At 59.1% G+C, this 25,718-nt stretch carries 21 protein-coding genes; 13 read left to right on the top strand and 8 right to left on the bottom strand.

The window, feature by feature from the left end:
- Positions 1-29: 29 nt before the first annotated feature.
- From FHT76_RS17625 to FHT76_RS17600, 6 genes are all read right to left on the bottom strand, one after another.
- A complete protein-coding gene (locus FHT76_RS17625) occupies positions 30-773 on the bottom strand; it encodes a ribonuclease activity regulator RraA (RefSeq protein WP_183755413.1) in 744 nt (247 codons plus the stop codon).
- Positions 774-794: 21 nt separating this feature from the next.
- On the bottom strand, positions 795-1,958 hold the full coding sequence (locus FHT76_RS17620) for a mandelate racemase/muconate lactonizing enzyme family protein (protein ID WP_259127496.1): 1,164 nt from the start codon (positions 1,956-1,958) through the stop codon (positions 795-797).
- A gap of 33 nt (positions 1,959-1,991) precedes the next feature.
- Positions 1,992-3,089 (bottom strand): ABC transporter ATP-binding protein, encoded by a 1,098-nt coding sequence (locus FHT76_RS17615; protein ID WP_183755411.1) that lies wholly within the window; start codon positions 3,087-3,089, stop codon positions 1,992-1,994.
- Between the two features lie 11 nt (positions 3,090-3,100).
- Entirely contained in the window at positions 3,101-3,991 is an 891-nt protein-coding gene (locus FHT76_RS17610) for a carbohydrate ABC transporter permease (protein ID WP_259127499.1), read from the bottom strand.
- Positions 3,988-4,947 (bottom strand): carbohydrate ABC transporter permease, encoded by a 960-nt coding sequence (locus FHT76_RS17605; protein WP_016555152.1) that lies wholly within the window; start codon positions 4,945-4,947, stop codon positions 3,988-3,990. The genes FHT76_RS17610 and FHT76_RS17605 overlap by 4 nt, the downstream gene beginning before the upstream one ends.
- Positions 4,948-5,020: 73 nt before the next feature.
- Entirely contained in the window at positions 5,021-6,499 is a 1,479-nt protein-coding gene (locus FHT76_RS17600; protein ID WP_183861883.1) for a sugar ABC transporter substrate-binding protein, read from the bottom strand.
- A gap of 203 nt (positions 6,500-6,702) precedes the next feature.
- On the opposite strand from FHT76_RS17600, the gene FHT76_RS17595 reads away from it, so the two are divergent.
- The 4 genes from FHT76_RS17595 (at position 6,703) to FHT76_RS17580 (ending at position 11,285) form a co-directional block, all read left to right on the top strand.
- Complete coding sequence (locus FHT76_RS17595; RefSeq protein WP_183861884.1) at positions 6,703-7,413, top strand: GntR family transcriptional regulator; 711 nt, start codon at positions 6,703-6,705, stop codon at positions 7,411-7,413.
- Between the two features lie 55 nt (positions 7,414-7,468).
- On the top strand, positions 7,469-8,635 hold the full coding sequence (locus FHT76_RS17590; RefSeq protein WP_183861886.1) for a mandelate racemase/muconate lactonizing enzyme family protein: 1,167 nt from the start codon (positions 7,469-7,471) through the stop codon (positions 8,633-8,635).
- A 68-nt stretch (positions 8,636-8,703) separates the two neighbouring features.
- On the top strand, positions 8,704-10,065 hold the full coding sequence (locus tag FHT76_RS17585) for a mandelate racemase/muconate lactonizing enzyme family protein (RefSeq protein WP_183861888.1): 1,362 nt from the start codon (positions 8,704-8,706) through the stop codon (positions 10,063-10,065).
- A gap of 20 nt (positions 10,066-10,085) precedes the next feature.
- The gene (locus FHT76_RS17580; RefSeq protein ID WP_183861890.1) at positions 10,086-11,285 is read left to right on the top strand and encodes a mandelate racemase/muconate lactonizing enzyme family protein; all 1,200 of its coding nucleotides are present in this window, start codon (positions 10,086-10,088) and stop codon (positions 11,283-11,285) included.
- Between the two features lie 591 nt (positions 11,286-11,876).
- Here FHT76_RS17580 and FHT76_RS17575 read toward each other — a convergent pair.
- Entirely contained in the window at positions 11,877-13,601 is a 1,725-nt protein-coding gene (locus FHT76_RS17575; protein ID WP_183861892.1) for a hypothetical protein, read from the bottom strand.
- 543 nt (positions 13,602-14,144) lie between these two features.
- On the opposite strand from FHT76_RS17575, the gene FHT76_RS17570 reads away from it, so the two are divergent.
- From FHT76_RS17570 to FHT76_RS17540, 7 genes are read left to right on the top strand one after another with little or no spacing between them, the layout of a single operon-like run.
- On the top strand, positions 14,145-14,621 hold the full coding sequence (locus FHT76_RS17570; RefSeq protein WP_259127514.1) for a Na+/H+ antiporter subunit E: 477 nt from the start codon (positions 14,145-14,147) through the stop codon (positions 14,619-14,621).
- Positions 14,614-14,874, top strand: coding sequence for a monovalent cation/H+ antiporter complex subunit F (locus FHT76_RS17565; protein ID WP_183755403.1), 261 nt, complete (start codon positions 14,614-14,616; stop codon positions 14,872-14,874). The genes FHT76_RS17570 and FHT76_RS17565 overlap by 8 nt, the downstream gene beginning before the upstream one ends.
- 5 nt (positions 14,875-14,879) lie before the next feature.
- Positions 14,880-15,131, top strand: a complete 252-nt coding sequence (locus tag FHT76_RS17560; protein ID WP_183755402.1) for a hydrogenase subunit MbhD domain-containing protein — start codon at positions 14,880-14,882, stop codon at positions 15,129-15,131.
- On the top strand, positions 15,124-15,468 hold the full coding sequence (mnhG, locus tag FHT76_RS17555; RefSeq protein ID WP_183861894.1) for a monovalent cation/H(+) antiporter subunit G: 345 nt from the start codon (positions 15,124-15,126) through the stop codon (positions 15,466-15,468). The genes FHT76_RS17560 and mnhG overlap by 8 nt, the downstream gene beginning before the upstream one ends.
- A 23-nt stretch (positions 15,469-15,491) precedes the next feature.
- Complete coding sequence (gene mbhE, locus FHT76_RS17550; RefSeq protein ID WP_259185744.1) at positions 15,492-16,166, top strand: hydrogen gas-evolving membrane-bound hydrogenase subunit E; 675 nt, start codon at positions 15,492-15,494, stop codon at positions 16,164-16,166.
- A gap of 17 nt (positions 16,167-16,183) precedes the next feature.
- Positions 16,184-16,552, top strand: coding sequence for a sodium:proton antiporter (locus tag FHT76_RS17545; protein WP_183755399.1), 369 nt, complete (start codon positions 16,184-16,186; stop codon positions 16,550-16,552).
- On the top strand, positions 16,546-19,671 hold the full coding sequence (locus FHT76_RS17540; RefSeq protein ID WP_183861898.1) for a complex I subunit 5 family protein: 3,126 nt from the start codon (positions 16,546-16,548) through the stop codon (positions 19,669-19,671). Before FHT76_RS17545 ends, FHT76_RS17540 begins: the two co-directional genes overlap by 7 nt.
- A gap of 39 nt (positions 19,672-19,710) precedes the next feature.
- On the opposite strand, the gene FHT76_RS17535 is transcribed toward FHT76_RS17540, so the two are convergent.
- Positions 19,711-20,859, bottom strand: coding sequence for an alpha/beta hydrolase (locus FHT76_RS17535; RefSeq protein WP_259185743.1), 1,149 nt, complete (start codon positions 20,857-20,859; stop codon positions 19,711-19,713).
- 584 nt (positions 20,860-21,443) lie between these two features.
- Here FHT76_RS17535 and FHT76_RS17530 point away from each other — a divergent pair.
- On the top strand, positions 21,444-22,550 hold the full coding sequence (locus FHT76_RS17530) for an efflux RND transporter periplasmic adaptor subunit (RefSeq protein WP_183861900.1): 1,107 nt from the start codon (positions 21,444-21,446) through the stop codon (positions 22,548-22,550).
- Positions 22,547-25,636 carry an efflux RND transporter permease subunit gene (locus FHT76_RS17525; RefSeq protein ID WP_183861902.1) on the top strand — a complete coding sequence of 1,030 codons (3,090 nt, stop codon included), beginning with the start codon at positions 22,547-22,549 and terminating at the stop codon, positions 25,634-25,636. Before FHT76_RS17530 ends, FHT76_RS17525 begins: the two co-directional genes overlap by 4 nt.
- Positions 25,637-25,718 lie beyond the last annotated feature (82 nt).

Raw genomic sequence — 25,718 nt, 5'->3', positions numbered from 1 at the left:
TTGGGCCCACCGCAATCAATAGGCTGGCTTCAGTTCTCGAAGCGGTTTGTTTTGCGCCACTCCTCGTACTCTCCGCGGGCATCGTCATGCAGTGGATAGTAGCGCTGCAACGACCCACCCTCCATAAGCTTCATTCGCGAGAACTCCTCCCAATCGTGATGCTTTTGCGATTCCTCGATCACCTTCGAGGCCATTGCGACTGGAAGCACGACCACCCCGTCGTCGTCTGCGACGATGATGTCACCGGGGATTACAGTGACACCACCACAGGCAATCGGGACGTTGACGGCATTGGGATAGATGCTGGTCTGCACATGATAGTTGGGCGTCCAGCCGCGCAGCCATAGGGAGAGATCTAGCTTCTCGACATTGGGCCGATCGCGCATGCACCCATCGATCACGATGCCGGCGCCGCCTCTGCCCTTGAAATACGTCGACATCATATCGCCGAAGACGCCCGAACTCATGTCGCCGCGGGCGTCGACCACGACCACATCGCCCTCTTGCGCGTGATAGAGCACGTGGCGGTGCAACTGCGTCTCCGGATCGGCATATTCTCCCTCGCTGAAGAGGTCCGGTCGCTGCGGCAAGAATTGAAGCGTCAGGGCCGGCCCGACGATCGATTTCCCGCGGTTCTGCGACACGGGACCGACCATGTGCGGATTGCGGAAGCCCATGTGGCCAAGTGTGCCGGCAACCGTCGCGGCGCCGATTTCCTTCAGTGCGTCGATCAGCTCCTTGGGCGGTCGCGTAATGTCGGGCGTATGCGTCATTTTAGACTCCGGTGGATGAAACTACCAGTTTGTGACAGAACCGTCGCGGCGCTTCAGGTGAGGCGCTTCCCAGAAACGAAAGCTCTCCGCCTTGACCGCCTCTTCGTTGACTCCCACACCGAGCCCCGGCAGATCGCTGACCGGGTAGTTGGGGCCGTCGAGGCGTGGCTGCACGGGGAAGAAGTCGGAATTATCGAAGCCCAGCTTTGCTTCGGGAGCCCTAGTCTCGAGCCAAGCGAAATTCGGCACCGCTGCGGCGAGGTGGATGGTTGCGGCTGTGCAGACTGGCCCGAGGGGATTGTGGGGCATCAGGTCCACATAGTGCGCCTCGCTCCAACCCGCGACCTTCATCGCTTCGGTGAGCCCGCCCACATTGCAAACATCGAGCCGGTTGAACTGATGGATTCCACGTTCGATGTAGGGCAGGAATTGCCACTTGCTGGCAAATTCCTCGCCTATCGCGAACGGGATGTCGGTCATCGTGCGCAGGGACTCGTAGGCCCCGGGTGTCTCGTCTCGTATCGGCTCCTCGAGGAAATCGAGCACGCCGCGGCCGAGCTTGTTACAGAAGCTCGCCGCCTCGGCCACCGACAGCCGATGATGATAGTCGATGCCGAGGACGACGTCGTTGCCCAACGTCTCGCGCGCCTTGTTCAGCATGGTTGCTGTAGGCCCGATCGACTCGCGCGGCTCAAAGATGTCCTTGCTGCTTTGCCCGATGGGGAAGAAGCGGATCGCCTGCCACCCTTGCGCGCGTAGTTCGCGAGCTCGTTCAATGGCAACATCGCCCTCGGCTTCATCTCCGGTCGAGGCGAAGGTAGGAATGCGGTCGCGCTGCTTGCCGCCCAGCAGTTGGTAGACCGGCACCCCCAACGCCTTGCCTTTGATGTCGTGAAGGGCAATGTCGATTGCGGAAATCGCCGCCTGCAGAACGCGCCCGCCTTCGAAGTATTGGCTGCGGTAGAGTTCCTGCCAGATCCGACCAATCTGCATCGGGTCACGGCCGATGAGAAACTCGCGAAAGTGCTCGATCGCGCCGGCCACGGCCATCTCGCGACCGCTTAAGCCGCTCTCGCCCCAGCCGAAGAGGCCGTTGTCGGTCTCGACTTTGACCAGCATTTGGTTACGCGTTCCGACCCATACCGGATAGGGCTTGATCGTCGTAATTTTAAGCTTCGTGGTCATCCACGCCCTCGTTTCACACGCATCCGCTTGGTCTCAGTTGGCCTTGAGGGCCATTTCTGTTTCACCGTCGAACAGATGCATCCGCTCCTGATCGAATTCGAGCCAAATCTGTTCATCGGGCGCGACGGCGATGGTCGGCGGCACACTGACATTGACGATGGCGCCGGACAGAAACGCTTGAACGAAGGTGACATCTCCGGTCGGCTCTACCGTGTAGGCCTTGGCAGGGACGCTTCCGGGCATCGCACTCTTGTGCAGCTTGATCGTCGAGTGACGTGCGCCGAGCACGACTTTCCTGGTTTTGGCCCTTTCGACCTTCCGGGCGTTATTTGGCGAGAGCTCGAGACGCCAGCCCTCCGCGCTGGTCAACACAGTGTTTCCGCTTGCCGTTGATGCCTCTAGCGGAACAAGGCTCATTGCCGGGCTGCCCACGAAGCTGGCGACGAACATGTTGACCGGGTGGGCAAAGACCTGCGCCGGCGAATCGTATTGCTGCAGGTAGCCGCCGTTCATCACCGCCATCCTGTCGGCCATGGTTACCGCTTCGAGCTGGTCGTGCGTCACGTAGATGATCGTCGCCTTGAGGTCCTGGTGGAAACGCTTGATCTCCGACCGCATCTGCACGCGCAGCTTTGCGTCGAGGTTGGAGAGTGGTTCATCCATTAGAAATACCGCCGGATCGCGAACAAGGGCACGTCCCAGGGCCACGCGCTGCTGTTGCCCGCCCGAAAGTTCGCGCGGCTTGCGCTCGAGCAGCTGCGTCATGTCGAGCACTCGCGCTGCTTCCTTGACCTTCTTGTCGATCTCGTCCCTTGGCAGTTTGCGCATCTGCAGCGGGAACGCGAGATTCTTGTAGACCGATTTCTGCGGATAGAGCGCGTAGTTCTGGAACACCATTGCGATATCCCGGTCCTTGGGATCCAGGTGGTTGACCACCCGGTCGCCGATGACGATGTCGCCAGATGTGATGGGGATAAGCCCCGCCACAAGATTGAGCGTGGTTGTCTTGCCGCAGCCTGACGGGCCAACAAGCGCAACGAATTCGCCGTCGTTGACCGTCAGCGAAACATTGTTGACAGCTTTGAAGCTGCCATAGGTCTTGACCAGATCTTTGAGGACCACGTGGGCCAACGGCAACTCCCCTAGTGCTTGACTGCGCCTTCCGTGAGGGCGCGTACGAAGTATCGTTGCAGGACGAGAAACAGGACCACGACGGGCACGCTCATCATGAAGCTGGCCGCCATCAGGCCCGGAAAGTCCGTCGTATTCTCCGAGAAGAAGCGCTGGATGCCGACCGGCAGCGTCAACTGCTCGTTTTTGGAGAGGAAGGTGTAGGCGTAGATGTACTCGTTCCATGCGCCGATGAAGGAATAGATCGCCGTGGCAATGATTCCTGGCGCCGAGAGCGGCATCACGATCAGGACAAAGGCCTGGAACCGCGTTGCGCCGTCGATGCGCGCCGCCTGCTCGAGTTGCACCGGGATGTTGTCATAGAAGCCCTTGAGGAGCCAGATTGCCAGCGGCAGGCCGAATGTGAGGTAGGTGAGGATGAGCGACCCATGCGTGTTTACCAGCCCGATCGCGCGCATCAGGATGAAGAGCGGCACGAGAAAGATCACTGCCGGGAACATGTTGCGAAGCAAGACGGCGAAGAACAGAAAGTTCCGCCCCGGGAAGGTAAAGCGTGAAAACGCGTAGGCCGCAGGAACTGCCACGATCACCGAAAGGATGGTCGTGGCGGTGGAGACGAAAAGGCTGTTCCAGAAGAAGCGCAGGAAGTCCTGGCCGACGCTGTTTTGCGGATCGAGCAGCTTCTGGTAGCTGGCGAGCGTGGGTTGGTCCGGCCACCATTGCGGCGGGAATTGCATGGCCGCGAAGCCGGACTTGATCGAGGTGATCAGCATCCAGATCATCGGCAATGCAGTGTAGAGCAGCATGAACACAAGGAAGATGCGTCCGCCCCACCGCCATCCATCGATGCGCATGCGGCGACGCCCCTGGTCTCGATGAGGAGCCTCGGCAATTGTGCTCATTCGCTCGCATCCCTCTGCTCGTTGCCGCTCAGCGCACGGACGTAGAAGTAACCGAGCGACATCAAGATCAGGAACAGCAGCACCGAATAGGCCGATGCCACTCCCCAGCGCTGGCGGCCGAAGGCGAGCTCATAAATGTGCGTGATCCAGATATGCGAAGCGTTCGACGGCCCGCCGCCGGTCATGATCCAGGGGATGATGAACGAATTGAAGTTGGCCACGGCAAGTAGAAGGATCGTCACCGTCGAGACGTTTCTCAAGTGCGGAAAGGTGACGTGCCAGAATCGCTGCCATGCATTGGCCCCGTCCACCTTTGCGGCGCGCAGCAACTGGTCGGGAACCGTCTGCAGGCCAGCCATCATCATGATCATGGCAAACGGAAACTCTCGCCAGATATTGACGACGATCAGCGAGGGCAGCACGGTGCTGACGCTGTCGATGAAATTCGGCGGCCGATCCGCCAATCCGAGGCCGACCAGCACCGCGCCAATGATCCCAAAGTCCGAATGGTAGATCCACTTCCAGATGTAGGACGCGGCGACCGCGCTGATGACCCAGGGAATGATCAGGACGGCGCGCAGGATGCCACGGCCGATAAAGTCACGATGGAGCGCCAAGGCGCAGGCAAACCCCAGGACAAATGAGATGAAAGTGGACCCGAGCGTCCAGATAAGAGTGTTCGAGGTGACCTTCCAGAACACCGGACTTGTGAGGATGGCGATGTAGTTGTCGATACCGACAAAAATCTTGTCCCGGAGCTGTAGGCCGGGAGGCGTATTAAAGAACGAAAGCTCGATCGTGTAGTAGATAGGGTAGGCAATGACGATGAGCATCACGGCGATCGCCGGAAGCACGTACGCGTAGTCAGCGCGATGCTCCCAGATCTTTTGCAGCACGCCTGGCCTATCGGGTTGCAGTCTTCGGCGAGTCTCGGCCTTGCCAGTCAAGATCGTCACTGTGCGGTGCCCTTGTTCGTCGGAACAAACCGGCTGCGATCGGGGCGCAGCCGGTCAGATCTTCAGGCTTGGACTAGAGTCCGCCGTCCATCAGGTCTTTTACCTTCTTGGCTGCGTCGTCCGCTGCCTGGTCGACCGTCATGGCTCCGGTCAGGGCATTCTGCAGCATGTCCGGGACGATGATGTTCATGATCTCGGGGGACTGCGGCAGTGCCGGGAACGGGATACCGTATGGCAGCATCGAGGTCGTGACATCGAGGAATTTGATGCTGTCCAGACGTTCCTTCATCCATTTGGTCTTGAAGCCGTTAAGGTTTCCCGGGTTCGAGCCGGCATAGGCCATCTTCAACGACCACTCGGGGCTCGTCCACATGCAGATGATAGCCTTTGCAGCCGGCTCGTCTACCTTGCCGCCCTCGACATATTCGGGCTTCAGGATGTGAATGTTGGAACCGCCAAACACGACGGCGCGCTTGCCGTCCGGGCCAGTCGGAATAAGGCCGTAGCGCATGTTGTCGATGACCGTCTGCGCCTTGGCCTTGTCCGTGTCCGTCGCCTTTTTCTGCAGGTCGAGCATGACGTTGTAGTCGGACGGGTGCGAGATCATCATGCCGAGCTGGCCAGCGAGGAAGAGGGGCTGGTTGTCGGCCTGCTGGTTGGTGAGCGCCGAAACCGGAACCGACTTGTCGCGAACGTACATGTCGTAGGAGGCTTGCAATGCCGCCTTGCTCTGCGGGCTATTGAGCTCGACTTCCTTGTAGGCCGGGCTCGCGGTTGCTTCGTCGAAGACGCCACCACCATAGGCCCACAGCTGCGGCATGAAGCGGTACGGCGTATTGCCGGCATTCTTGCGAGCCACGAGGCCGTAACCTGATATGCCGAGCTTGTCGTGGATCTGCTTAGAATACTTGACGACATCGTCCCAGGTTGCCGGAGCCTTCTCCGGATCGAGGCCTGCGCGCTTGAAGACGTCGGCGTTCCAGATGAACGCCATCGTCTCGTTGTTGGTGGGAATGCCGTAGGTCACCCCATCCCAGGTCACGGCCTTCATTGCGCCTGGCCAGAAATCCTCGGTCGAATATCCAACGTCCTCGGGTTTGAGTGGCTGCAAATAGCCCTTGGAGGCGAACTCGGTGCCACCCAGGATTTGCAGGCGGACCGCCATCGGCGCTGCATTGCCAAGGAGCGCGGTCCGGAACTTGTCCAGCAGGTCATTATAGGTGAGGGCTTGTTCCTCAAGCTGGATGTTTGGGTAGGTTTTGCGGAAGGTCTCGAAGAATTCCTTGTAATACTGGCGCAAAAGATCGGGGTCGCCCTCGAACACGCCTTGATACCAGAAAGTCAGTCGTCCCTTGTAATCGAGCGGGGTGACCTTGGCGCAATCGGCCGCCGTGTCGAAGTTCTCTGTGCCGGCAATGGAGCGCACATATTGCGGCGACCACTGGCTCAAGTCGACCGACGCCCCCAGCGCCGACGCGGACATCAACGATACCATCAAAGCAGTGGAGACAGTGCCGCGCAGGACGGCACCTCCGAGTGAAATCCTCGTCATAGGCATCCTCCAGGTTCTCCCATGCCGCTCTGCCTCGAGGCGAGCGGTCTTTGCTCGCCGGCTGGGCGTTGCCGCCAATGTATCCGTTCGAGCTGATTATACGTTTTCAGATCATGGATTGCCTGTCAATCGGAGAAATCGTACATTGTTTGTGGAAAGATCGCGTGATATCCGAGCAATCTATGTATTGATTGGAGACAGTCTTGGCCGAAACGAGCGATTTTAAAGCACAGCCACCCGATGGGATCGACGCTATCGGGGCCTCCAGCGAGGGCGCCTCGCTTTATCAACTGATCAGGGATGACATCATCGAAGGGCGGCTCGCTGCCAACGAACGGCTTGTCGTCACTGATCTCGCCCGGCGCCATGGCACCTCAACCAACCCAGTGCGCGAGGCTCTGCAACTGTTGCGCGGCGAAGGTTTTGTTACCTTCGTTCCTAACCGCGGAGCGCGTGTCCGGCCTATTGATCAGGACTTTGTTCGAGACATCTACGAGATAGGAGTCTTGATCGAGCCGGCACTGACGCGATGGTTCGTGAGTATGGCCACCGTCGAGGACATTGCTGAACTCGAACGCATCCAAGGGTTGATTGAAGAGAACGACTTCGCCGATACGGTCAGGCACAGCGAGCTGGACACCGCCTTCCACACCGTAATGTACCAGAGGCACTACAACCGCCACGCAGCCGAGCTTTGGTGGAAGCATCGCGAAGTGCTTCGAGCCGTGAGCCGGCGTTTCGACTTCACGCTCGCTCGGCGCGCCGCGATCCTTCGCGAGCATCGCGAGCTCATCGAGCATGTAAAAGCGGGAAACGCGAACGAGGCAGGCGAACTCATTGCACGCCATGTCGAAGGCTCCGGCCGGCACATCCTAGAACACATGCGTGCGCGTAACGCCGCTCGGGCAGGATAAAATACCTGGCCCCGCAACATCGCTATCCCGACCACTTCTGACAAAGGCAGTTGATATGAAAATCACCAGCGTTCGGCCGTGGCTAATCAAGTCCGATGCTTCTTATTGGGGAGAGTTTCTGTTCGTCGAGGTGACGACCGACGCGGGGGTGAGCGGCTGGGGCGAGATCACCACCACGACAAGGCTCGCCAATCGCGCCCTCTGTACGATCCTGCGGCAGATCGGTGCCGCTGTGACGGGCGAGGACCCGGCGCGTATCGAGTACCTGTGGCACAAGATATTCCGCAGCTTCACCTACATGGGCAGTCGCGGCGCCGCAGTCGAATGCGTCAGCGCCATCGACATAGCTCTTTGGGACATCCGAGGAAAAGTCCTGGATAAGCCGATTTACGAGCTGTTGGGTGGGCCGCTACGCGATGAGATCGCGCTCTACACCCACCCGAACCAGGCTAAGTTTACCAGCAAAGAGGCTGTGGTCCGCGAAATTCGAGACATCGTCGAGTCTGGCCACACTGCGCTCAAGTTCGATCCCTTCCCCCACCAAGGCCGCACCGCCGATGGGCTGCCTCGCGAACAGCGGGACGGCTACCTCGATGGCAGCATGACCCGCAAGGATGAGCGCGAAGCCGCCGAACTCACGGCTCTCATCCGCGAAACGGCGGGCCCTGATGTCGACATCCTCATCGATGCGCATGGCCGGTTCGACGTCCCGACCGCCATTCGACTTTGTCGGAGCCTCGAGGAAGCTGGTCAGATCGACTGGTTCGAGGAGCCCTGTCCGCCGGAGAGCCTCAACGCGCTGAGACAGGTCCGTGAGAAGGTCAGTGCCGCTATCTCTTGGGGGGAGCGCGGTCACACGAAGTGGGATTTCGTGCCGGTGCTCGAAAACAAGCTCGCTGACTACATTATGCCTGACGTCACTTGGACCGGCGGCATTACTGAACTCAAGAAGATTTCTGCCCTGTGCGAAGCCTACTACATCCCGGTCTCGCCGCATGACGCGGCAGGGCCGATCAACGTGGTTGCGGGAGCACAGGTGATGATGACCGTTCCTAACTTCTACAAACTCGAAACATCGGAGTGGAACCTTGGCAAATACGATCACCTCATCGACCGGCCGCTCGATGTTTCGAACGGCAGTCTCAAGCTTACGCCCAAGCCTGGTCTCGGCGTTGAGATGAACCGCGACTACCTTCAAAACCATGAGATAGAGCTGGACTAACTAGCAACGCACCACGCCGCCCCAGCGCGCGCGGCGATGAGCCCCGCCCACCAAAACGAGGATAAATCATGCCAGAGGCAGATGGAGCCGACGAGGCGCTCAATCGGGTGAACATGTATTCCAAGCCGTCCGACCTTCGCATCACCGACATGCGGGTAGCGGAAATTGTCGGGGCGCCGTTCACCACAGTGCTGCTTAAGATTTACACCAACCAGGGCATCGTCGGGCTTGGCGAGGTGCGCGACGGCGCCAGCGCCACTTACGCGCTGATGCTGAAGAGCCGGTTGCTTGGCGAGAACCCTTGCAACATCGATCGGCTGTTTCGCCGGATCAAGCAGTTCGGCGGGCACGGTCGGCAAGGCGGCGGTGTATCGGCAGTTGAAATCGCGTTGTGGGATCTTGCCGGTAAGGCCTATGGCGTCCCGGTCTACCAGATGCTCGGCGGCCGGTTTCGAGACAAAGTGCGCGTCTACTGCGATACCGACGCCACCGTGCCGAGCGGCACCGAGACCGGAAAGCGCCTCAAGCAGCGCATGGAGCTCGGCTTCACTTTCCTCAAGATGGATTTGGGACTGATGCAGATTGCGGATGTGCCCGGTGCGGTCGTGTTTCCTGCCGGCTCACTGGAAGGATACCGCGACCATCCCAGTCGCGGGCCATTGAAGACCATCGAAGAGCGCCGTGTGCGCAACGCTGCGTACGATTTGCATAACGTCCAGCACCCGTTTACCGGCCTCCACTTTTCAGACAAGGGCCTCGACCTGCTTGAGCAATACATCGCCGAGGTTCGCGAGGTCATCGGCATGGATGTGCCGCTCGCCATCGACCATATCGGCCATATCTCGATGCAGAACGGCATTCGCCTTGCCCGGCGAATTGAAAAATACGTGCCAGCCTGGCTCGAGGATGTGATCCCATGGCAGTATACCGAGCAATATCGCCAACTGCAGGACGCCACCACGGTCCCGATCTGCACTGGTGAGGACATATACCTCAAAGAGGGCTTCGAGCCTCTGCTCAACAGCGGCGGCGTCGCCGTCATCCACCCGGACCTGCTCACCAGCGGGGGCATCCTCGAGACCAAGAAGATCGGCGACATGGCGCAGGACAAGGGTGTCGCCATGGCCATCCACATGGCGGAAAGTCCAATCGCCGCAATGGCCGCGGCACATGTCGCGACCGCGACCGAAAACTTCACGGCGCTTGAATACCATTCCGCCGATGTCGACTGGTGGGACGATATCGTCACGGGCCTTCCCAAGCCGCTGGTGAAGAACGGCTTCATCACAGTTCCCGACAAGCCCGGCCTGGGGATTGACGACGTTGTCGATGAGGTGATCTCGCAGCATCTGCAACCGGGTGTTACCGGCATTTGGCAGCCGACGGATCACTGGGACGATGAATATTCCTGGGATCGCACCTGGAGCTGAGGCAAAAAGGGAAAACGAAGATGAAGATCACCGATCTCCGCTGCGCCGTTATCGGGAAACACCCGATCGTCCGCATCGTTACGGACGAGGGCCTCTATGGCTTGGGCGAAGTCGAATTCACCAAGTCCTATCTCAAGCCCTGGGTGCTGCATTTCCGCGAGGCGCTGGTCGGCGAGGATCCGACCGACGTCGAGAGAGTAATGCTGAAGATCCGCCAACGCGGCTCTTTCAAGCCGTACGGCGCGGCGGTGAGCGCTATTGAACATGCGCTTTGGGACATTGCTGGCAAGGCCGCGGGCGTGCCCGTCTATAAGCTGCTCGGCGGCAAGGTGCGGGACAAGGTGCGCGTCTACAACGGCTCGATTCGCCAGAAACGCACGGGCGATCGGCCGGAGGATTACGCCGCTGACGTCAAGTGGATGATGGAGCAGCCGCAGAACTTCTTCATGGTCAAACAAGGCATCTCGTTCCACTCCAACATGAAGGACACCATCGAGGGCTTCCACTACGGCGTGACGCAGAAGAAGGCCGGCTATCACGGTGCCATGGACCAGGGCGTTATCAGCGAACGCGGTTTCAATCACATGCTTGACTGCGTGATCGCGATGAAGGAAGTGCTGGGCGACAAAGTCAGTCTGGCGCTCGACTGCGGCCCGGGCTGGATGCTCCCCGATGCGATCAAATTCGCTCGCGCGGTCGAAAAATACAATTTGATGTGGCTCGAGGATATGCTGACAGGCGACTACGTGCCGTGGGTCAATCCGCAGGCCTATCGGGAACTGACCACTTCCACCTCTACGCCAATCCACACCGGAGAGCAGATCTACCTGCGGCACAATTTCAAGGAACTGATCGAGACGCAGGCGGTGCGCGTCATCGGCCCCGATCCAGCCGATATTGGCGGCATTGCAGAGCTCAAATGGGTCGCCGAGCACGCCTACATGCACTCGATCCTCATGGCACCGCACGGCACCGCAAACGGCCTGCTGGGCCTCGGCGCGTTGATCAATGTCTGCGCTACGCTGCCGGCAAATTACGTCGCCTTCGAATATCCGAGCGCCTCCGACCCCTGGTGGGAGGATCTGGTAATCGGCTTGCCGCCGCAGATCGTGAAGGACAGCATGGTGGACCTACTGGAAGCGCCGGGCCTGGGGCTCGATATCGACGCCGAAAGGGCCAGGAGATATCTCAGAGAGGAAGATTCGGGGTTCTTCGACTGAACCTCACTCCACACGCGCTGAGGCCAAACGCAAAAAGCGTCCTCGACGCGTATGCGTGAGGAGCTTTCTACGAGGCGACTTGAATGGGCAACTGCCGGCGAGGCGGCGTCGAAAGCGGTGATGCGGCATAGGTCGGAGCGCAACCTCCGGGTACCGCCCCCCTGTTTCGACATTCGAATTCCTTGGACGCCACAAATACTACCTTATGGGTCCCGACATCCTGCCAGCTTATCAACGCGACGCTCGAGGGATAGTAGTGCGTCTGCAAGAGCCGGCACGCACTCAAGACCGGATATCCACGAGCCACATGCGAAACGCTCTTCTGCTGGCATTTTGCGACCGATAATCCGGGCAATACTCCGATGTTCGGCCCTCATGATGCGCTGGCGGAATCCATCGGATTGCCGGCCCTGTCTGTTTGAAATCCAACTGTCACTCCGGTCTGACCTCTGCGCACTTCACCGGCGAGAGCGGCGATTGGATAGCATCCTGACGAAGTACCGAATGAAGGATGCACTACGCCGATCGTATCCAGATAGCCTTTTTGCGATCAAACTCCTGGCCCTGCCAGAGCGCTCAAGGTGTCTGGCCTTATTGCGATTTCACCAGTCCCGAGAAACCGGCGACAGCCAGTAGGCTGAGCGCCCAGCCGATCACCGACTGGAAGAAATAGTACCTCAAAGTGAAGGTGCCGGTTGGTTTCAGCGAGTCCGGCCGCCAGTACTCCTTTTGTCCGATCGACGCCACCGGCAGAAGAACATCAAGCGAATACATCAATGCATTGAATTCCGGGTAGCTGGCTGCCTCCGGCTGATTGCGAAAACAGGTCAGTTGGTTCTGCCCGACTTCGGCACGTCCCCTCAGATCCTGTCCCGCAGACGGCATGAAGCGGGTTTCGGTTCGTTGCAGATCGCACATCGTCCATTCGGGGGAGCGCAGCACGACCGGGCTATTCGGTTTCATCGCGCCACTTCGGTAGGCAATCCCAAAGACCCCAGCGCCAATCGCCCAGAAGAGCATCAGCCAGACCAGCGCCAGAAGTGGCTGCCGCCCATAGCGCAGCGTCACCGCAAGGATGGCGTCCATAACCGCCAGGACGACCCTCAAGGCCGGGTTCTTGGCACGCGCCCGACGTGCCTTTCGCTGCAGCCGCTCCTTGGTGATGAGGACAGCGCGGGCTTCCTCGTCATGGCCCATTTCCCTAAGGACCTTCGACAGCTGCTCATAGGGTTGAGGCCAGAAGTCCGCCCCCCAGCGTTCAGGCGTTTGGCGTGCAAGCCAGTCAAGGCGGCTTTCCGCGTCCGCAGGACCACCGATAAAAGCGCCGTACCGGCAACGGTTTAAAAGCAAGTCGCCGGTTTTCGGCCAACTCGCCATCTCGTCATCAATCGCACCGATTGTCGTGGCTGTCAGGTCGAGTGTGCCCTCGACCGATGCGTTTTGCCGCAAAAAGAATGCGCCGTCGATCGTGGTTCGATTGAGCCGCAATGCATAGCCCCCCGGCTGCGAAAGTGAGGCCGACGTGCAATCAATGTCGCCACCAAATCGGGCACCGAGCAAACGTGTCTCGCCGACAATGATTGCCCCTCTTAGGGCGAGGTCGCCTGCCGCCACAATCCCGTCACCGTTCAGGACGACTTCTCCCGGCCGCTCCAGGCGAGCCCCGACCGCATTGACGTCACCACCAAGGCGGACGGCAGAAAGATTGAGACCACCACGCACATCGGCGCCGCGCAGCAGAATGCCCCCACTGGTTTCCAGTCCATCGGCGTCGAGCGCGATGCCGTCCGGCGAAGCAATCGAGACGCCATCCGCTTCGATGCTGCCGCCGATACGCGCGCCGGGGAGCCGGATTTCGCCAGTTACGATCGCGGCACGAAGCGAGAGGCAGCCCCGTGCTTCGAGCCTATCAGCCTGCAATCCGGGCAAGGCTGAGCCATCCAGGAACAGATTGTCGATAATCGCGGAGCGCAATATCGGCGAGGCTTCGAAATGGCAGTCCTTAAGGCCAATGTCGCGGGGAATTCTGCATCCCTCGAGGTCGAGGATACCGGTGATCCACGCTCCGGTCAGCCTTAGCCCTTTTTCATGGAGACGGTATTCATCGTTGCCGAGAATGAGATACCGCAAAAGCTCCGCCCGCACCGTTCGCTCGGGATCTTCGTCTCGCGGGCGCAGGCCGTCGCCTAAACGGTCGAAGTCGCCCATTTGGAGATGCGCAACCACCTTTTCTTCTGCCACGCTGAGCGGGCGATAGTCAGCAAGGCTTAGTGCGGCGGGAACGGCAGATACCGATTGCGAGGCTTTCTCGTTCATGAAATCGGCATCCGTTTGGATCCGGCTACATCTATTGATCCGACACAGCGTTGCAGGGGAGCAAACCTACGCGATTTGCGCATCATCCGATCGACTTGAGATGTCTGAAAATTCATAAGATCGTTCCCTCCAGCACGACGTCTACGCTAATCCCCGCCGGTGGGCGTGTCGCCAATCAAATGGGCGTTCCGACGTGGCACAGAGCATGTTCCGCACGTAAGCCTTGTGCCAGCGTGATTGATTTCGCCGTTTTGGATACAGGTCAAGAGATGGCACAAAAATGCGCTCCGATGCGGCGGCATATCGGACCACAGGCATAGTTTCTGGATTCAGTGCCGATCACAGTCCGATGCAGCCGATGCTAATGTGTTGCCAAGACCGACCAAAACTCGCGGATCGACATCGCCGCGCGAGTAGATGCATGAACTTAAACCTACCGACCCGGAATGCGCGCTACCACTCCACCTGAACCCGTTGAAAGCCTGCGCGATGCCAGACGACCAAGCAACATCCCAACCGCGCCGATCAGGATTGCCACAGGGCGTGGTCCTTCTCGCAAGCTTCCTGTTTGTGGTCTGGCTGGTGGTCAATTCATCGGTTGAAGCCCCGATCGTGGCCGTGGGCGCTCTGGTATCTTTCGTCTTGGCATCGATCTTCGTGCGTCGCGGCGATGCCTGGAAGATCACGGTAACGCCAACCAAGGTTCTGCATTCCATTGCCTATACCGGCGTTTTCCTCGTCGAGTTGGTAAAGGCAAATATGAACATGCTGCGCTATGTCTACGCGCCGCGCATTGTTATTCGTCCGGGGATCGTCAAGGTCAGGATGCCACTCACATCGCCGATCGGTCGGCTGGTCCTTGCCAATTCAATCGCGCTTACGCCCGGCTCGCTTGTCATGGATCTTAGAGGTGACGCCCTCTTCGTTCATTGGCTTGACGTAAAGACCACCGACCCGGAAGAAGCGACGCGGATGATCATCGGTCCTTTTGAGAAGCACCTGGGGGCGGTATTTGGCTGAAATCATCCTGCAGATTGCCGTGGTCCTGATCTTCTTCAGCATCGTCTTTGGTGTGCTGCGGCTGATCATCGGCCGCACGGCGATCGATCGTGTGGTGGCGATCGACATGCTGACCGTTGTGACTATCTCGTTGATAGCGCTCTACGCCCACATATCAGGACGCTTTGTCTATATCGACGTTGCACTTGTCTACGGACTGCTGAGCTTTCTGGCGGTTCTTGCCATTGCTCGTTTCCTGGAAAAGGGGCCATAGCCGCCATGCTCGAGATGCTCATCCTGTTGGTGTGCGGGAGCATTCTGGTGAGCGGAGTGCTGGCCGTCTTGCTGAGCAATCTCATGGCGGCGATGGTCAGCGCGGGTCTCGCAAGCCTGTTTGCGGCCGCGTCCTATGTGCTCTTGGCCGCGCCAGATGTCGCCATGGCCGAGGCAGCGATCGGCTCGGGCCTGGCAACACTGATCTTCCTTTACGCGATCCGCAAGACCAGAGGCGCAGGAGCGGTCGATGAGTGAGCTGATCGGCAGTCTGACGATCCTCGTTGGGGCGTTCTTCCTCTTTTCCGCGGGTATCGGGCTGCTGCGCATGCCTGATGTCTTCACCCGCATCCAAGCGGGCACCAAAGCCTCGACCTTGGGCAATATTCTCGTTCTTGCCGGACTTGGCATCTATCATCCGGACTGGTCGTTGAAGCTTTTGATCATCGCCTACTTCGTGCTGATGACCAATCCGCTGTCGTCACATGCGCTGTCGCGGGCGGCGCACGCAATCCGTACGCCGATGGCGGCGGCGACCGTCGTTGATGCCCTGCGCGACGAGAACGACCGTGCTGGCAAAGAGGGCTCGGCATGAGGCGCGTATTTGGCCTGCTCTGTGTGCTGATATTCGGCGTCATCTTTGCTTCACTCGTGAGCGACTATGACGAGCGCCAGACGCTCTCGGCGCTGGCAGTTCACTATCTGACTGAGGTGCCCGCCGATCTTGGTGCGCCAAACGTTGTGACCGGAATTCTGATTACCTTTCGGGGATTTGATACGCTCGGCGAAGTCGCGGTGCTATTCATGGTGGCGGCGAGTGTGGGCCTGCTCCTTACGGGCGAGGCGGGCGGGAAAGCACCTTCCCGCGATAGCGCATCCCATATCATTGGTCGCGGCCCGAGCGAACTGGTGCGCAATGGTGCAGAGGTGGTTCTTCCGCTGATCTTCCTGTTTGGCGCCTATGTCATCATGAATGGTCACCTGTCGGCCGGCGGTGGTTTTCAGGGGGGCGCAGTCGTTGCTTCCGGTGTCATGCTCCTGATGCTCGCCTACCCTTCCGGATCGATCAACCACGGCTTTCTCAGCACAACGGAATCGCTTGCAGGTGTGTTCTACGTCCTGATCGGCATCGTCGGTATTGCCTTCGGCAGCGGGTTTCTGGACAGCCATATTCTACCACGCGGCAATTTTGGGACGCTGATCAGCGCCGGGGCGATCCCGCTGATTTCGGCGCTCCTGGGCATCAAGGTCGGCGCGGAATTGAGTGTCATTATCGACCGGTTTCGCAGCTAGACGAGATGGGAAGCGCCATGGGGCTGCCGATATCACACATACTTCTGGCCACCGGATTTCTTCTCATCCTCATTGGTTTCTGGGGAATGCTGAGACATCGCAACATCCTTCGCATCATCATCGGTTTTTCGCTGATCGACACAGGCATGCACATCGTCCTCGTGGCGACCGGCTATGTCACCGGCGGGACGGCGCCGATTATCGACGAGGCACTCAGCGCTTCAGACGCGGCCAAGCACGCCGTCGATCCGATTCCGGCCGCGCTCGTCGTTACGGCCATTGTCATCGGCTTTTCGGTGACTGCAATCATGCTGTCCTTCGCGATCCGACTCCACGCCGTGAGGAAAACACTCTCGATTGACGCGCTGACGGAGTCCAAATGGTAGACAGCCTTCTGCAGCCGCTGAATATTTTCTTGCTTGGCATTGGCGGAGGATTTCTCATCCCCCTGCTCTACCGTATCGCCAAGCCATTGCCGGCGGTTGGTTTCGTCGTGGCGATGCTGGGAATGACCGTCATTTCATGCGTCTGCCTTTGGCGAATCCACAACGGCGAGCCGACCTTCGAGATCCTGACGGCTGGCAGCGTGCCACCGTTCTCGATCAATTTGCGGTTTGGTCCATGGGAAGGTTTTTTCTCTGTTTGCGTCAATGTTGTCGGGCTTCTTGGCGCCTGGCATCTCTGGGAGCGGCTGCGCTTAAACTATTCGGCACTTCTGCTGTACCTGATCCTGATCATGGGCATCAACGGGATGGTAATGACCCGCGACCTGTTCAACCAGTTCGTGTTCCTGGAGATCATGTCGATCGGGACCTACGGGCTTCTTGGATTGGAGCGGACCCCGGCAGCGCTTGCGGCCAGCTTCAAGTACATCATGGCGACGGTGCTCGCCTCCTCGTTCTTTCTTTTGGGCGCCGGGCTCCTCTATCATGTGACCGGTACACTCAATATCGACGAGATGGTCACCAACCGGGCGGCGATAACCGGGCCGATCGGGGCGACTGCGCTGCTGTTCGTGCTTGCCTGCCTCGTACTCGAGCTGAAGCCGTTCCCTGCCAACGGTTGGGGGCTCGACGTCTACGAGACGGCCCACAGCGGCATCGCCGCGCTTTCCTCCGTCGCAGTGTCGGCCGGCGTGTTCTTCGCTCTTTTCAAGCTGCTGCCGCTCTTTGAAGATCAGCTGGGCATTCTCGCAGTGTCGGGCGGCGTCACCTTCCTATTCTCCAATCTCGTTGGGCTGAGGCAGACAAGCGTGCAGCGGATGCTCGGCTACTCCTCGATCGCACAAATGGGGCTGCTGGTGCTGGCGCTTGCGCTGCTCCACCACCTCGAGGCCGAGCAGTCGCTGCCGCTGGTTGTCGGGGGTCTCTTCGTCAATCATCTGTTGGCCAAGGCCGGCCTGTTCTGGCTTGCCGGCATCGTCGAGCGCACCGAGGTCGACCGTTGGTCCGATATTGCCGGAAATCGTCTTTTGCTCTCGATCCTTGCAGTGTTCTTGGTCGCTATTTCCGGGCTGCCGCCCTTCCCAGGGTTCTGGGCGAAATGGGAACTCGTAATGCAAGCTGCAGCTGGGGAGCGATCTGTCTGGATCGCTGTCATCCTGGTCGGATCGCTGCTTGAGGCAGCCTATATGTTCCGCTGGTTCAAACAGGCGACGCGACCGCCGTCGAGCGCGAAAGACACCAGCTCTCCGACAGGAAACCCTGCCTCGCTCGAGCTTTCTCCATTCAGGTTGTTTCCGGTGGTGGCCAGCGCTGTGTTGCTGTTTGTGAGCGGCACCGTGGCGGCGGCTCTTGCGGGCGCAGCGTCCCCATGGCTTGTCGCGCCCCTTTGTGTCGGTGGCCTGCTTTGCCTTCTCGATGGGCTTCCGGGTAGGATCAAGTGCGTATTGATGCTGGCGGCGGTGCTGGTTGTCGGATCGTGGATCGCTGCCGACCTCGAAGGTTTGCCCCGACTGTTTGCTGCACTTCTTCTTGCCGGCGGTCTGGTCATTGCTTTTGCCAGTCTCTATCGGGCCGATCCTCGCCAGGGCTTCTATCCAATGATGGCGATCCTGCTTTTGTCGATCGCCGGTCTGTTGCGCGCCGCTACCAGCCTGGAGTTCTTCTTCCATTGGGAAATCATCACTCTCTCTTCCTATTTCCTGATCGCGCAACGGCCCGGTGCTCACTCCTATGTGTTGCAGTTCCTGCTTTTTTCCCTGGTATCGGCCTTTTGCCTGCTTGCAGGCTTTGGCGTTGCCACCGATGCCAACCGCAGCACCGCGCTTTCGGCTTTCGCTACGGCTGGCCCGGATGCGGCGCGTGCCTTCATGTTCCTCGCGATCGGCTTTCTGATCAAAGCCGGCGCGGTTGGCGTTCATGTCTGGCTGCCTGGCGCCTATGCCGAGGCTGACGACGACCTGTCGGCAATGCTTTCCGCCGTGATCAGCAAGGTTGCGGTCTTCGGGCTGTTCATGGTGACATACCTCGCCATTCGCTCTGACGTCGGACTCGAAATGGCGCACGTGATGGGTTGGATCGGACTACTGACGACCGTCGCTGGTGCCGTTATGGCGTTCCAACAAACCGATCTGAAACGAATGCTCGGCTATTCCAGCATGAGTCAGATTGGCTACATCATCACGGCGATAGCGTTGATGAGTCATCTCGGTTGGGTCACGGCGTTCTACCTTGTTGCCAATCATCTGATGGTCAAGGGTGTCCTCTTTCTTGCAGCCACAGCCGTCATTCTGCGAACCGGTACCCGATTGTTCGATGAGCTCGGTGGCCTCGCCAGGGAAATGCCTCTCACCTTTGCTTGCGTGATTGTTGCCCTTGTCTCGATGTCCGGCCTACCCCCACTTGCCGGCTTCGGCGGCAAGTGGTTGCTGCTAAGCGCAATGATGGACAGGGGCTGGTATGGTCTCGCGATCGTTGCCGTCCTCGCGACCTTCATCGGTTTCTTATACATGTTCAGATTTGGCTATTCGATCTTCCTTGGTCCAAGAAGCCCCGCAGCTGAGGCTGTGGCGGAGGCGCCCTTGCCGCTCTTGGCCGCGCAATTCGTTCTAGTCCTCGCAATTGTCTTGCTGTCGTTCTTTCCGAAGCTGGTAATGGATCCGGTGTCTGCGGCGATCGATCCTTATTTCGCCTCGACTCTGGTCTGGCAGGGGATGTCGCTTGAGACCATCTATGGCTACTGGAATCCTATCCCCATCATGGCAGTCACTGTCGCGATCACAGCGGTTCTTTTAGGGGGCTTCCTATTGGTCTATCGAACCGGGCGCGGGCGCTCCATTCCCGTCAGCACGACGCATTTTTATGCCTTCTATCGATCGGCGTTTGCACCGCTCGTTACCCCAATTGCAAACTTTATCTGGGACGGAATCTGCGATCTGACGATCGGCGCGGCGGGAGTAGTGCGAAGGGTCTACACGGGCAACGGCCAGACATACGCGCTCTATGTGCTCTACTATGCAATCGCGATCTATCTGCTGGGGACGTTCAGGCTTCTTCCAGCTTGATGTCCGGCAGCGGCCCAACAATCTTGGCCCCTGTCATCGCTATTGGCCGGCCGCCTGTGCGATCCCACCCAGAATGCGGCTCGGAAGGAAAATTATCAGTGCTGCAGCGCCCTCGATCACCGATGCGCCGTCGGCCAGCATCGTCTGGCTAGCCGGCGCTTGGTCTTCTCTGAGAATACTGCGCATCAAGGCATCGTTGTTGACCACGTCCATTAGCGTGGGTGAACTGGCAAAGACACTATGCCTGCCACCATCGATGTCGGAGACATCGATAACCGCGATCTCTCTCTTTTGAAGGGCAGCAACCTCGGAGCCGCTGCCGACACGCGGGTGACCACCCGCCAATCGCCGGGAAAATCCGAGAGCGCGATCGCGCTGTGAGACGATGATTGCAAATGGTCGCGGGATGTCACCAATGTCGTCAATCTGGCTCAGGAAGACGTCGACATCGATATCAGGTGCGGCGAGAACGACGCCACCCAGCCGCTTCAACGTGCTGGTACGCCCCCTGAGGGCCAGATCGCGCAACGCTTCCGTGACGACATAGGCGCCCATGGAATGACCAACCAGGATGATTCTCGTTGCATTGGTCTCTGCGGCGATCTCGATCGTCTCGGCAAGTCCTCGCCGGCCAACGAGGGCACTGTCACGATCGAAGACGTAAAGCGGGATCGACGCTCCTGACGGCCAGGCGTAATGCAGCGAGACCGACTTGATATTGTAGTCGTAGCTGATCTGGGCGTTGCGGAAGACGCTGTCGGCGAAGTTGTTGTTGTATCCGTGAACGAAGATGAAAATCTCGCGATTTTCCGATGCCCGCTGCGCGAGCGCGACATTCATCTGCCTGATGAAGTCCTGCCGCTCGGCAATCGGCTGATAGGTCCGTGCTGAAAAGTGCCTGCTTGGATCAGGAGCACGGCCGCTTTTCTCGACGCGGCCGGCAACGTGGTTTTGTGGTATGCCAATGTCGAGTTTCGCAAAATTCAACGTCCTCGATCGCTCGGCCGAATACGGCAGCGAAAGATTGTCGGATCGGGCGCGGGTAGTCGCGACGTAGATTGGAACGATTGCCCGTGGTTCTGCTCCTGACGATGATGCCGTGGGAAGGCCAAGCACGGCGCGTGGTCCGCCACAGCCGACGAGAGCCAACAGGATGATCACAATGACTGACAATCGAATTGAGGACACGGGCTCGACCTAATTCCCTGGCAAGCTGCTAAAATCGTTCAACAACAAAGACAATCGGCTGGATCGTTCACCCTGGCCACACGCATGAGGCGAAGCACTTCCTTGTTCTAAGCTATCCGCGGCGGGTGCGGTAGACGAATTCCAGCTGTTGCTCGCAGCATCCAGATTTTCGTGTCGTTCCGGCGACAGAATGATGCGGAAAATCTTTGCGCCGATAGAGACCTCCCGCCGATTGCCAAAATCTGGACTGCAGGCATGTTTGCGGGATTCTATGCTGATCACTTCGCTTCTTGAACCGCTCTATAGTTCTTAACCAGAGCGCCTGCGCCTTCGGTTCCGAAGACCACGCAAGCCGAGCCGGACGTTAAAGGAGCACGATCACTTGAGTCCCTACTCAGGACTTCTACCGTTCGCGTTGATTACTGGCACAGATCGATTGATGTGTAATGGGCGCATATTTCCGATGCCCAGTGACGCATCAAACCCGCCAAAATGCATTTATCTCATTGAATCTATCCCATTTTTACAGCTGTCCGCGCATGGAGAAACGCCATCGCGCCAGTAGGTATCCGGGGGAACCGCCCATGAAGATGCATCTGGCTACTTCGAAATCCCGCGCAATGTTTGGCGTGTCGGTCGCTATGCTGGCGACCATCCTCCTGGCGGGTTGCCGAAACGAGGAGGAGGCTTCTGAGCGCCCTCCAAGACCGGTCAGAACCGTCGCGGTTTCATTCAATCCCGAGGATACATATGGGTCGCTCGTCGGGGAGATCCGTCCGCGTACAGAAACCAGCTTCAGCTTCAGGCAGGGAGGCGAGGTGCGCGAGCGCGACGTCGAGGTTGGCGACCTCGTGAAAGTGGACACCGTTCTCGCCCGTCTTGATACCGAAGACGCTCAGGACGCAGTGCGAAAAGCTGAAGCAAATCTCTTTGCGGCTCAGGCCCAATTCCAGAACGCAGAGACCGAGCGTGCGCGTCAGCAGCAACTTTATCCCCGCACATCAACCCGTCAGGCTTTCGATGCAGCGACCGCCCAGGCGAGTATGGCACAGGCTGGTGTAGACGCGGCACAAGCCGGTCTGCGAATAGCGCAGACCAATCTTGACAACCGCGTCCTGAAGGCAAATGCCGCAGGCGTCGTCACCGCGATCGGAGGTGAAGTGGGACAGATCGTCGGCGGTGGACAAATGGTGGTGCGGGTTGCCCAGCTTGGAACACGTGACGCGGTTTTCCAGGTTCCCGAAGCCACAATCCAGACGACCGGAGGCGATGCCCGCGTAGACGTGCAGCTTCTCAGCAACCCCGCCATCAAGGCGACAGGAACGGTTCGAGAGATTTCGCCGACTGCTGATCCGATCACCCGCAACTTCACGGTCCGCGTCGGGCTCGATACCGCGCCCGACGAATTCCGCTTCGGAAGTGCCGTGCGTGGTACAATCCGGCTTTCCGGTGAGCCCGCGGCGCGGCTGCCAATAACAGCACTTTTCAGCCAAGGTAGCGAAAGTGCCGTCTGGGTTGTCGATGCGGCCAGCAAGACGACAAAGCTTGTGCCGGTCGAGGTCCATCGCTTCGACACGAAAGATTTCCTTGTGACCAAGGGCCTCTCAAGCGGAGACAACGTGGTGGTTGCCGGAGTGCAGCAACTGCGCCCGGGCATGCCGGTTCGCTTGCTTGAAGGAAGCGTCGAATGAACGAGGGCTTCAATCTATCGCTCTGGGCGATCCAGCGACGGAGCCTTGTGATCTTCCTCGTGGTTCTAAGCGCCATAGCGGGCATCCTTGCCTACATCAATCTGGGACGCGACGAGGATCCAGAGTTTACCTTCAAGACGATGATCGTCTCCGCCGGGTGGCCGGGCGGAACGATTGAGCAGACCACGGATCAGATCACCGACCGTCTGGAAAGGACGCTCGAAGAGGTGCCCCACCTCGACAGTCTGCGCAGCCTGACAACGGCCGGACAATCAATCGTCTACGTGACGCTCGACGATTCAACGCCGCCCGATCAGGTCGGAGAATCCTGGTATCAGGCCCGCAAGAAAGTCGGAGACATGGTGTCGACGCTGCCAGCTGGTGTGCGCGGACCCTTCTTCAACGATGACTTCGGTGACACCTTCGGCATCATCTATGGCTTTACATCCGATGGCTTTACCGATCGCGAAGTCCGTGACTGGGCCTACGAGGCCCGCACCCGGCTGCTCAAGATCGACAATATCGGCAAGATTCAGCTTATCGGGACCCAGGACGAGACGATCTATATCGAATTCTCGACCGAGCGGCTCGCTAGCCTCGGCCTCAGTGCTGCAACAGTGATCGGAACTATACAGGCGCAGAACGCCGTCCTGCCTGCAGGTCTCATAACCTCGGCGCAGGATCGAACAATTCTTCAGGTTTCCGGCAGTCTCGCCGACGAGGCAACGCTGCGGCAACTGAACATTCCAACCGCATCCGGCTTCGTGCGTCTTGGAGATATTGCCAGTGTCGTGCGCGGAACCGTAGATCCGCCCCAGCCGCGATTCCGCATCAAGGGTAAGCCGGCTATCGGTATCGCCATCTCCATGGCGTCGGGGGGCGACATCCTGCAGCTTGGCCAGAATATCGAAGCGACGATGCAGAAGCTTGAGGACGATCTGCCAATTGGCATCAACCTCACGCACGTCGCGAGCCAGCCTGCGGTCGTCAAGACAGCGATCCGCGGCTTCACAACCTCGCTCGGCCAAGCAGTCGTCATCGTTCTCGGTGTGAGTTTCCTGGCTCTCGGAATTCGAGCCGGCATCGCGGTTGCCGTGTCAATCCCGCTTGTTCTTGCCTTGACCTTCCTGTTCATGGACATATCAGGCATTGCCCTGCAGCGCGTCTCGCTGGGAGCATTGATCATTGCGCTGACGCTGATGATCGATGACACGATGGTCACCGTCGAGACGATGATGGCGAAGCTTGAGCAGGGTTACGAGCGGGTTCAGGCGGCGTCCCACGCCTACACTTCAACCGCATTTCCGATGCTGGCCGGCACGCTGGTAACGATCGCTGGCTTCATTCCTGTCGGTTTTGCAAGCAGCTCTTCGGGCGAGTATGCGCGATCCCTTTTTCTGGTGATCGGCTTCGCGCTCATCGTGTCCTGGCTCGTGGCGGTGCTGCTGACACCGATCGTTGGTCTTGCCGTCCTGAAATCAGGGACTGCAACGGGTCCGAAGGAGGATGGAGCACTCATCCGCGGCTTCAAGAACCTCCTGTACGCCTGCATGCGAATGCGCCTCCTTGTCGTGCTTGCCACCGCCGCTTTGTTTGTGGCTGCTCTCCTTGGATCGTCCGCCATGAAACGGCAGTTCTTTCCAGCGTCAGACAGGCCGGAGCTTATCCTGCAGCTCACCCTGCCGCAGAGTGCATCGCAGGATGCGACCGCCGTTGACGTCTCGAAGGCGGAAGAAGTTCTGGCCGCCGACGAGGATGTGGCTGACTGGAGCTTCTATATCGGCTCCGATCCCGTTCGCTTCTACCTGTCGATGGACCTGCAGGCTCCAGCACCCTCCCGTGCCCAGGCAGTGGTGATCGCCAAGAGCGTTGGTGTGCGCGAGGCGCTGCAGGCACGCTTGCAAAAGGCGCTCGACGAGAAATTGCCCGATATCATCGTGCGCGTTTCGCCGCTGGAAATGGGACCGCCGGTTGGCTGGCCTGTTCAGTACCGGGTCAGTGGACCGGATATTCCGGGCGTGCGAAATGTCGCCTGGCAAGTCGCCGACGCCATCAGCAAGGTTCCGGGCGTCGTCCAGCCCAACCTCGACTGGAATGAGCCGGTTCGAAAAATCGTCATCAATGTCGATCAGGATCGTGCCCGGCTGGTGGGCCTCAATTCCTCTGTGATTGCCCAGACGCTGTTCGCCACGGCATCGGGAATTCCGATCACGCAGGTTCGGGACTCGATCTACCTTATCAATGTGGTGGCGAGAGCGGCCGCCGACGAGCGCGTCGACATCAGCACCATTCGCACACTGCAGATCCCCGTCGGCCCCAACAATACGGTGCCGCTCTCCAGCATCGCCACGATCGACTACCAGACCACACAGCCCGTCATCTGGCGTCGCGATGGCTCGACGACGATCACTGTTCAGGCAGACACCGCCGAAGGTGTGCTGGCGGCCGGTGTCGTCGAAGCTGCGGCTGCCAAGATCGATGAGCTGCAAAAGGCCAACCCGCGCTACCCGATCGAGGTAGGCGGTGCAGTCGAGGGGGCCGAAGAGGGGCTTGCATCGGTCGTCGAGATGCTTCCGGTGATGGCCGTCATCATCCTTATCGTGCTGATGTTCCAACTGCAGAGCGTACAGCGCCTGCTCCTCGTCATCAGCGTTGTGCCTCTGGGGCTAATCGGCGTCGTGCTGATCATGCTGATAACCAATACGCCGGTGGGCTTCATAGCCGTTCTGGGCATGATCGCACTTATCGGCATGATCACCCGAAACTCCGTGGTGCTCATCGACCAGATCGACCTTGCCATTGAAGAAAAGGGCCGGACGTGGCGCAGCGTGATCGACGTTACCGCCCAGCGTCTGCGACCGGTCTTCCTAACAGCGGGATCGACCGTGCTCGGAATGCTGCCGATCATCCGTGATCCCTTCTGGTCACCCCTCGCCTTTACCGTCATCGGCGGTCTCGTGGTCGCTGCGGCGCTGACGCTGATCTTCCTGCCGGTACTTTACGTCCTGTGGTTTCGCATTCCGGCTAAGGCAGAGGCCGAAAAGATCGAAACTTCCACGACTAAACCGGCTGCCGCTGGAGTGTGAGAGTTCTCCAGCCGCGTCTCATCGCGTGGTCGTGCTCAAAGCCTCGCTCGACGAGACAAAGGAACAGGTTGGGGTGACGCAT

Source organism: Rhizobium sp. BK176 (assembly GCF_024808055.1).
This window is presented reverse-complemented; position numbering and strand designations above follow the sequence as displayed.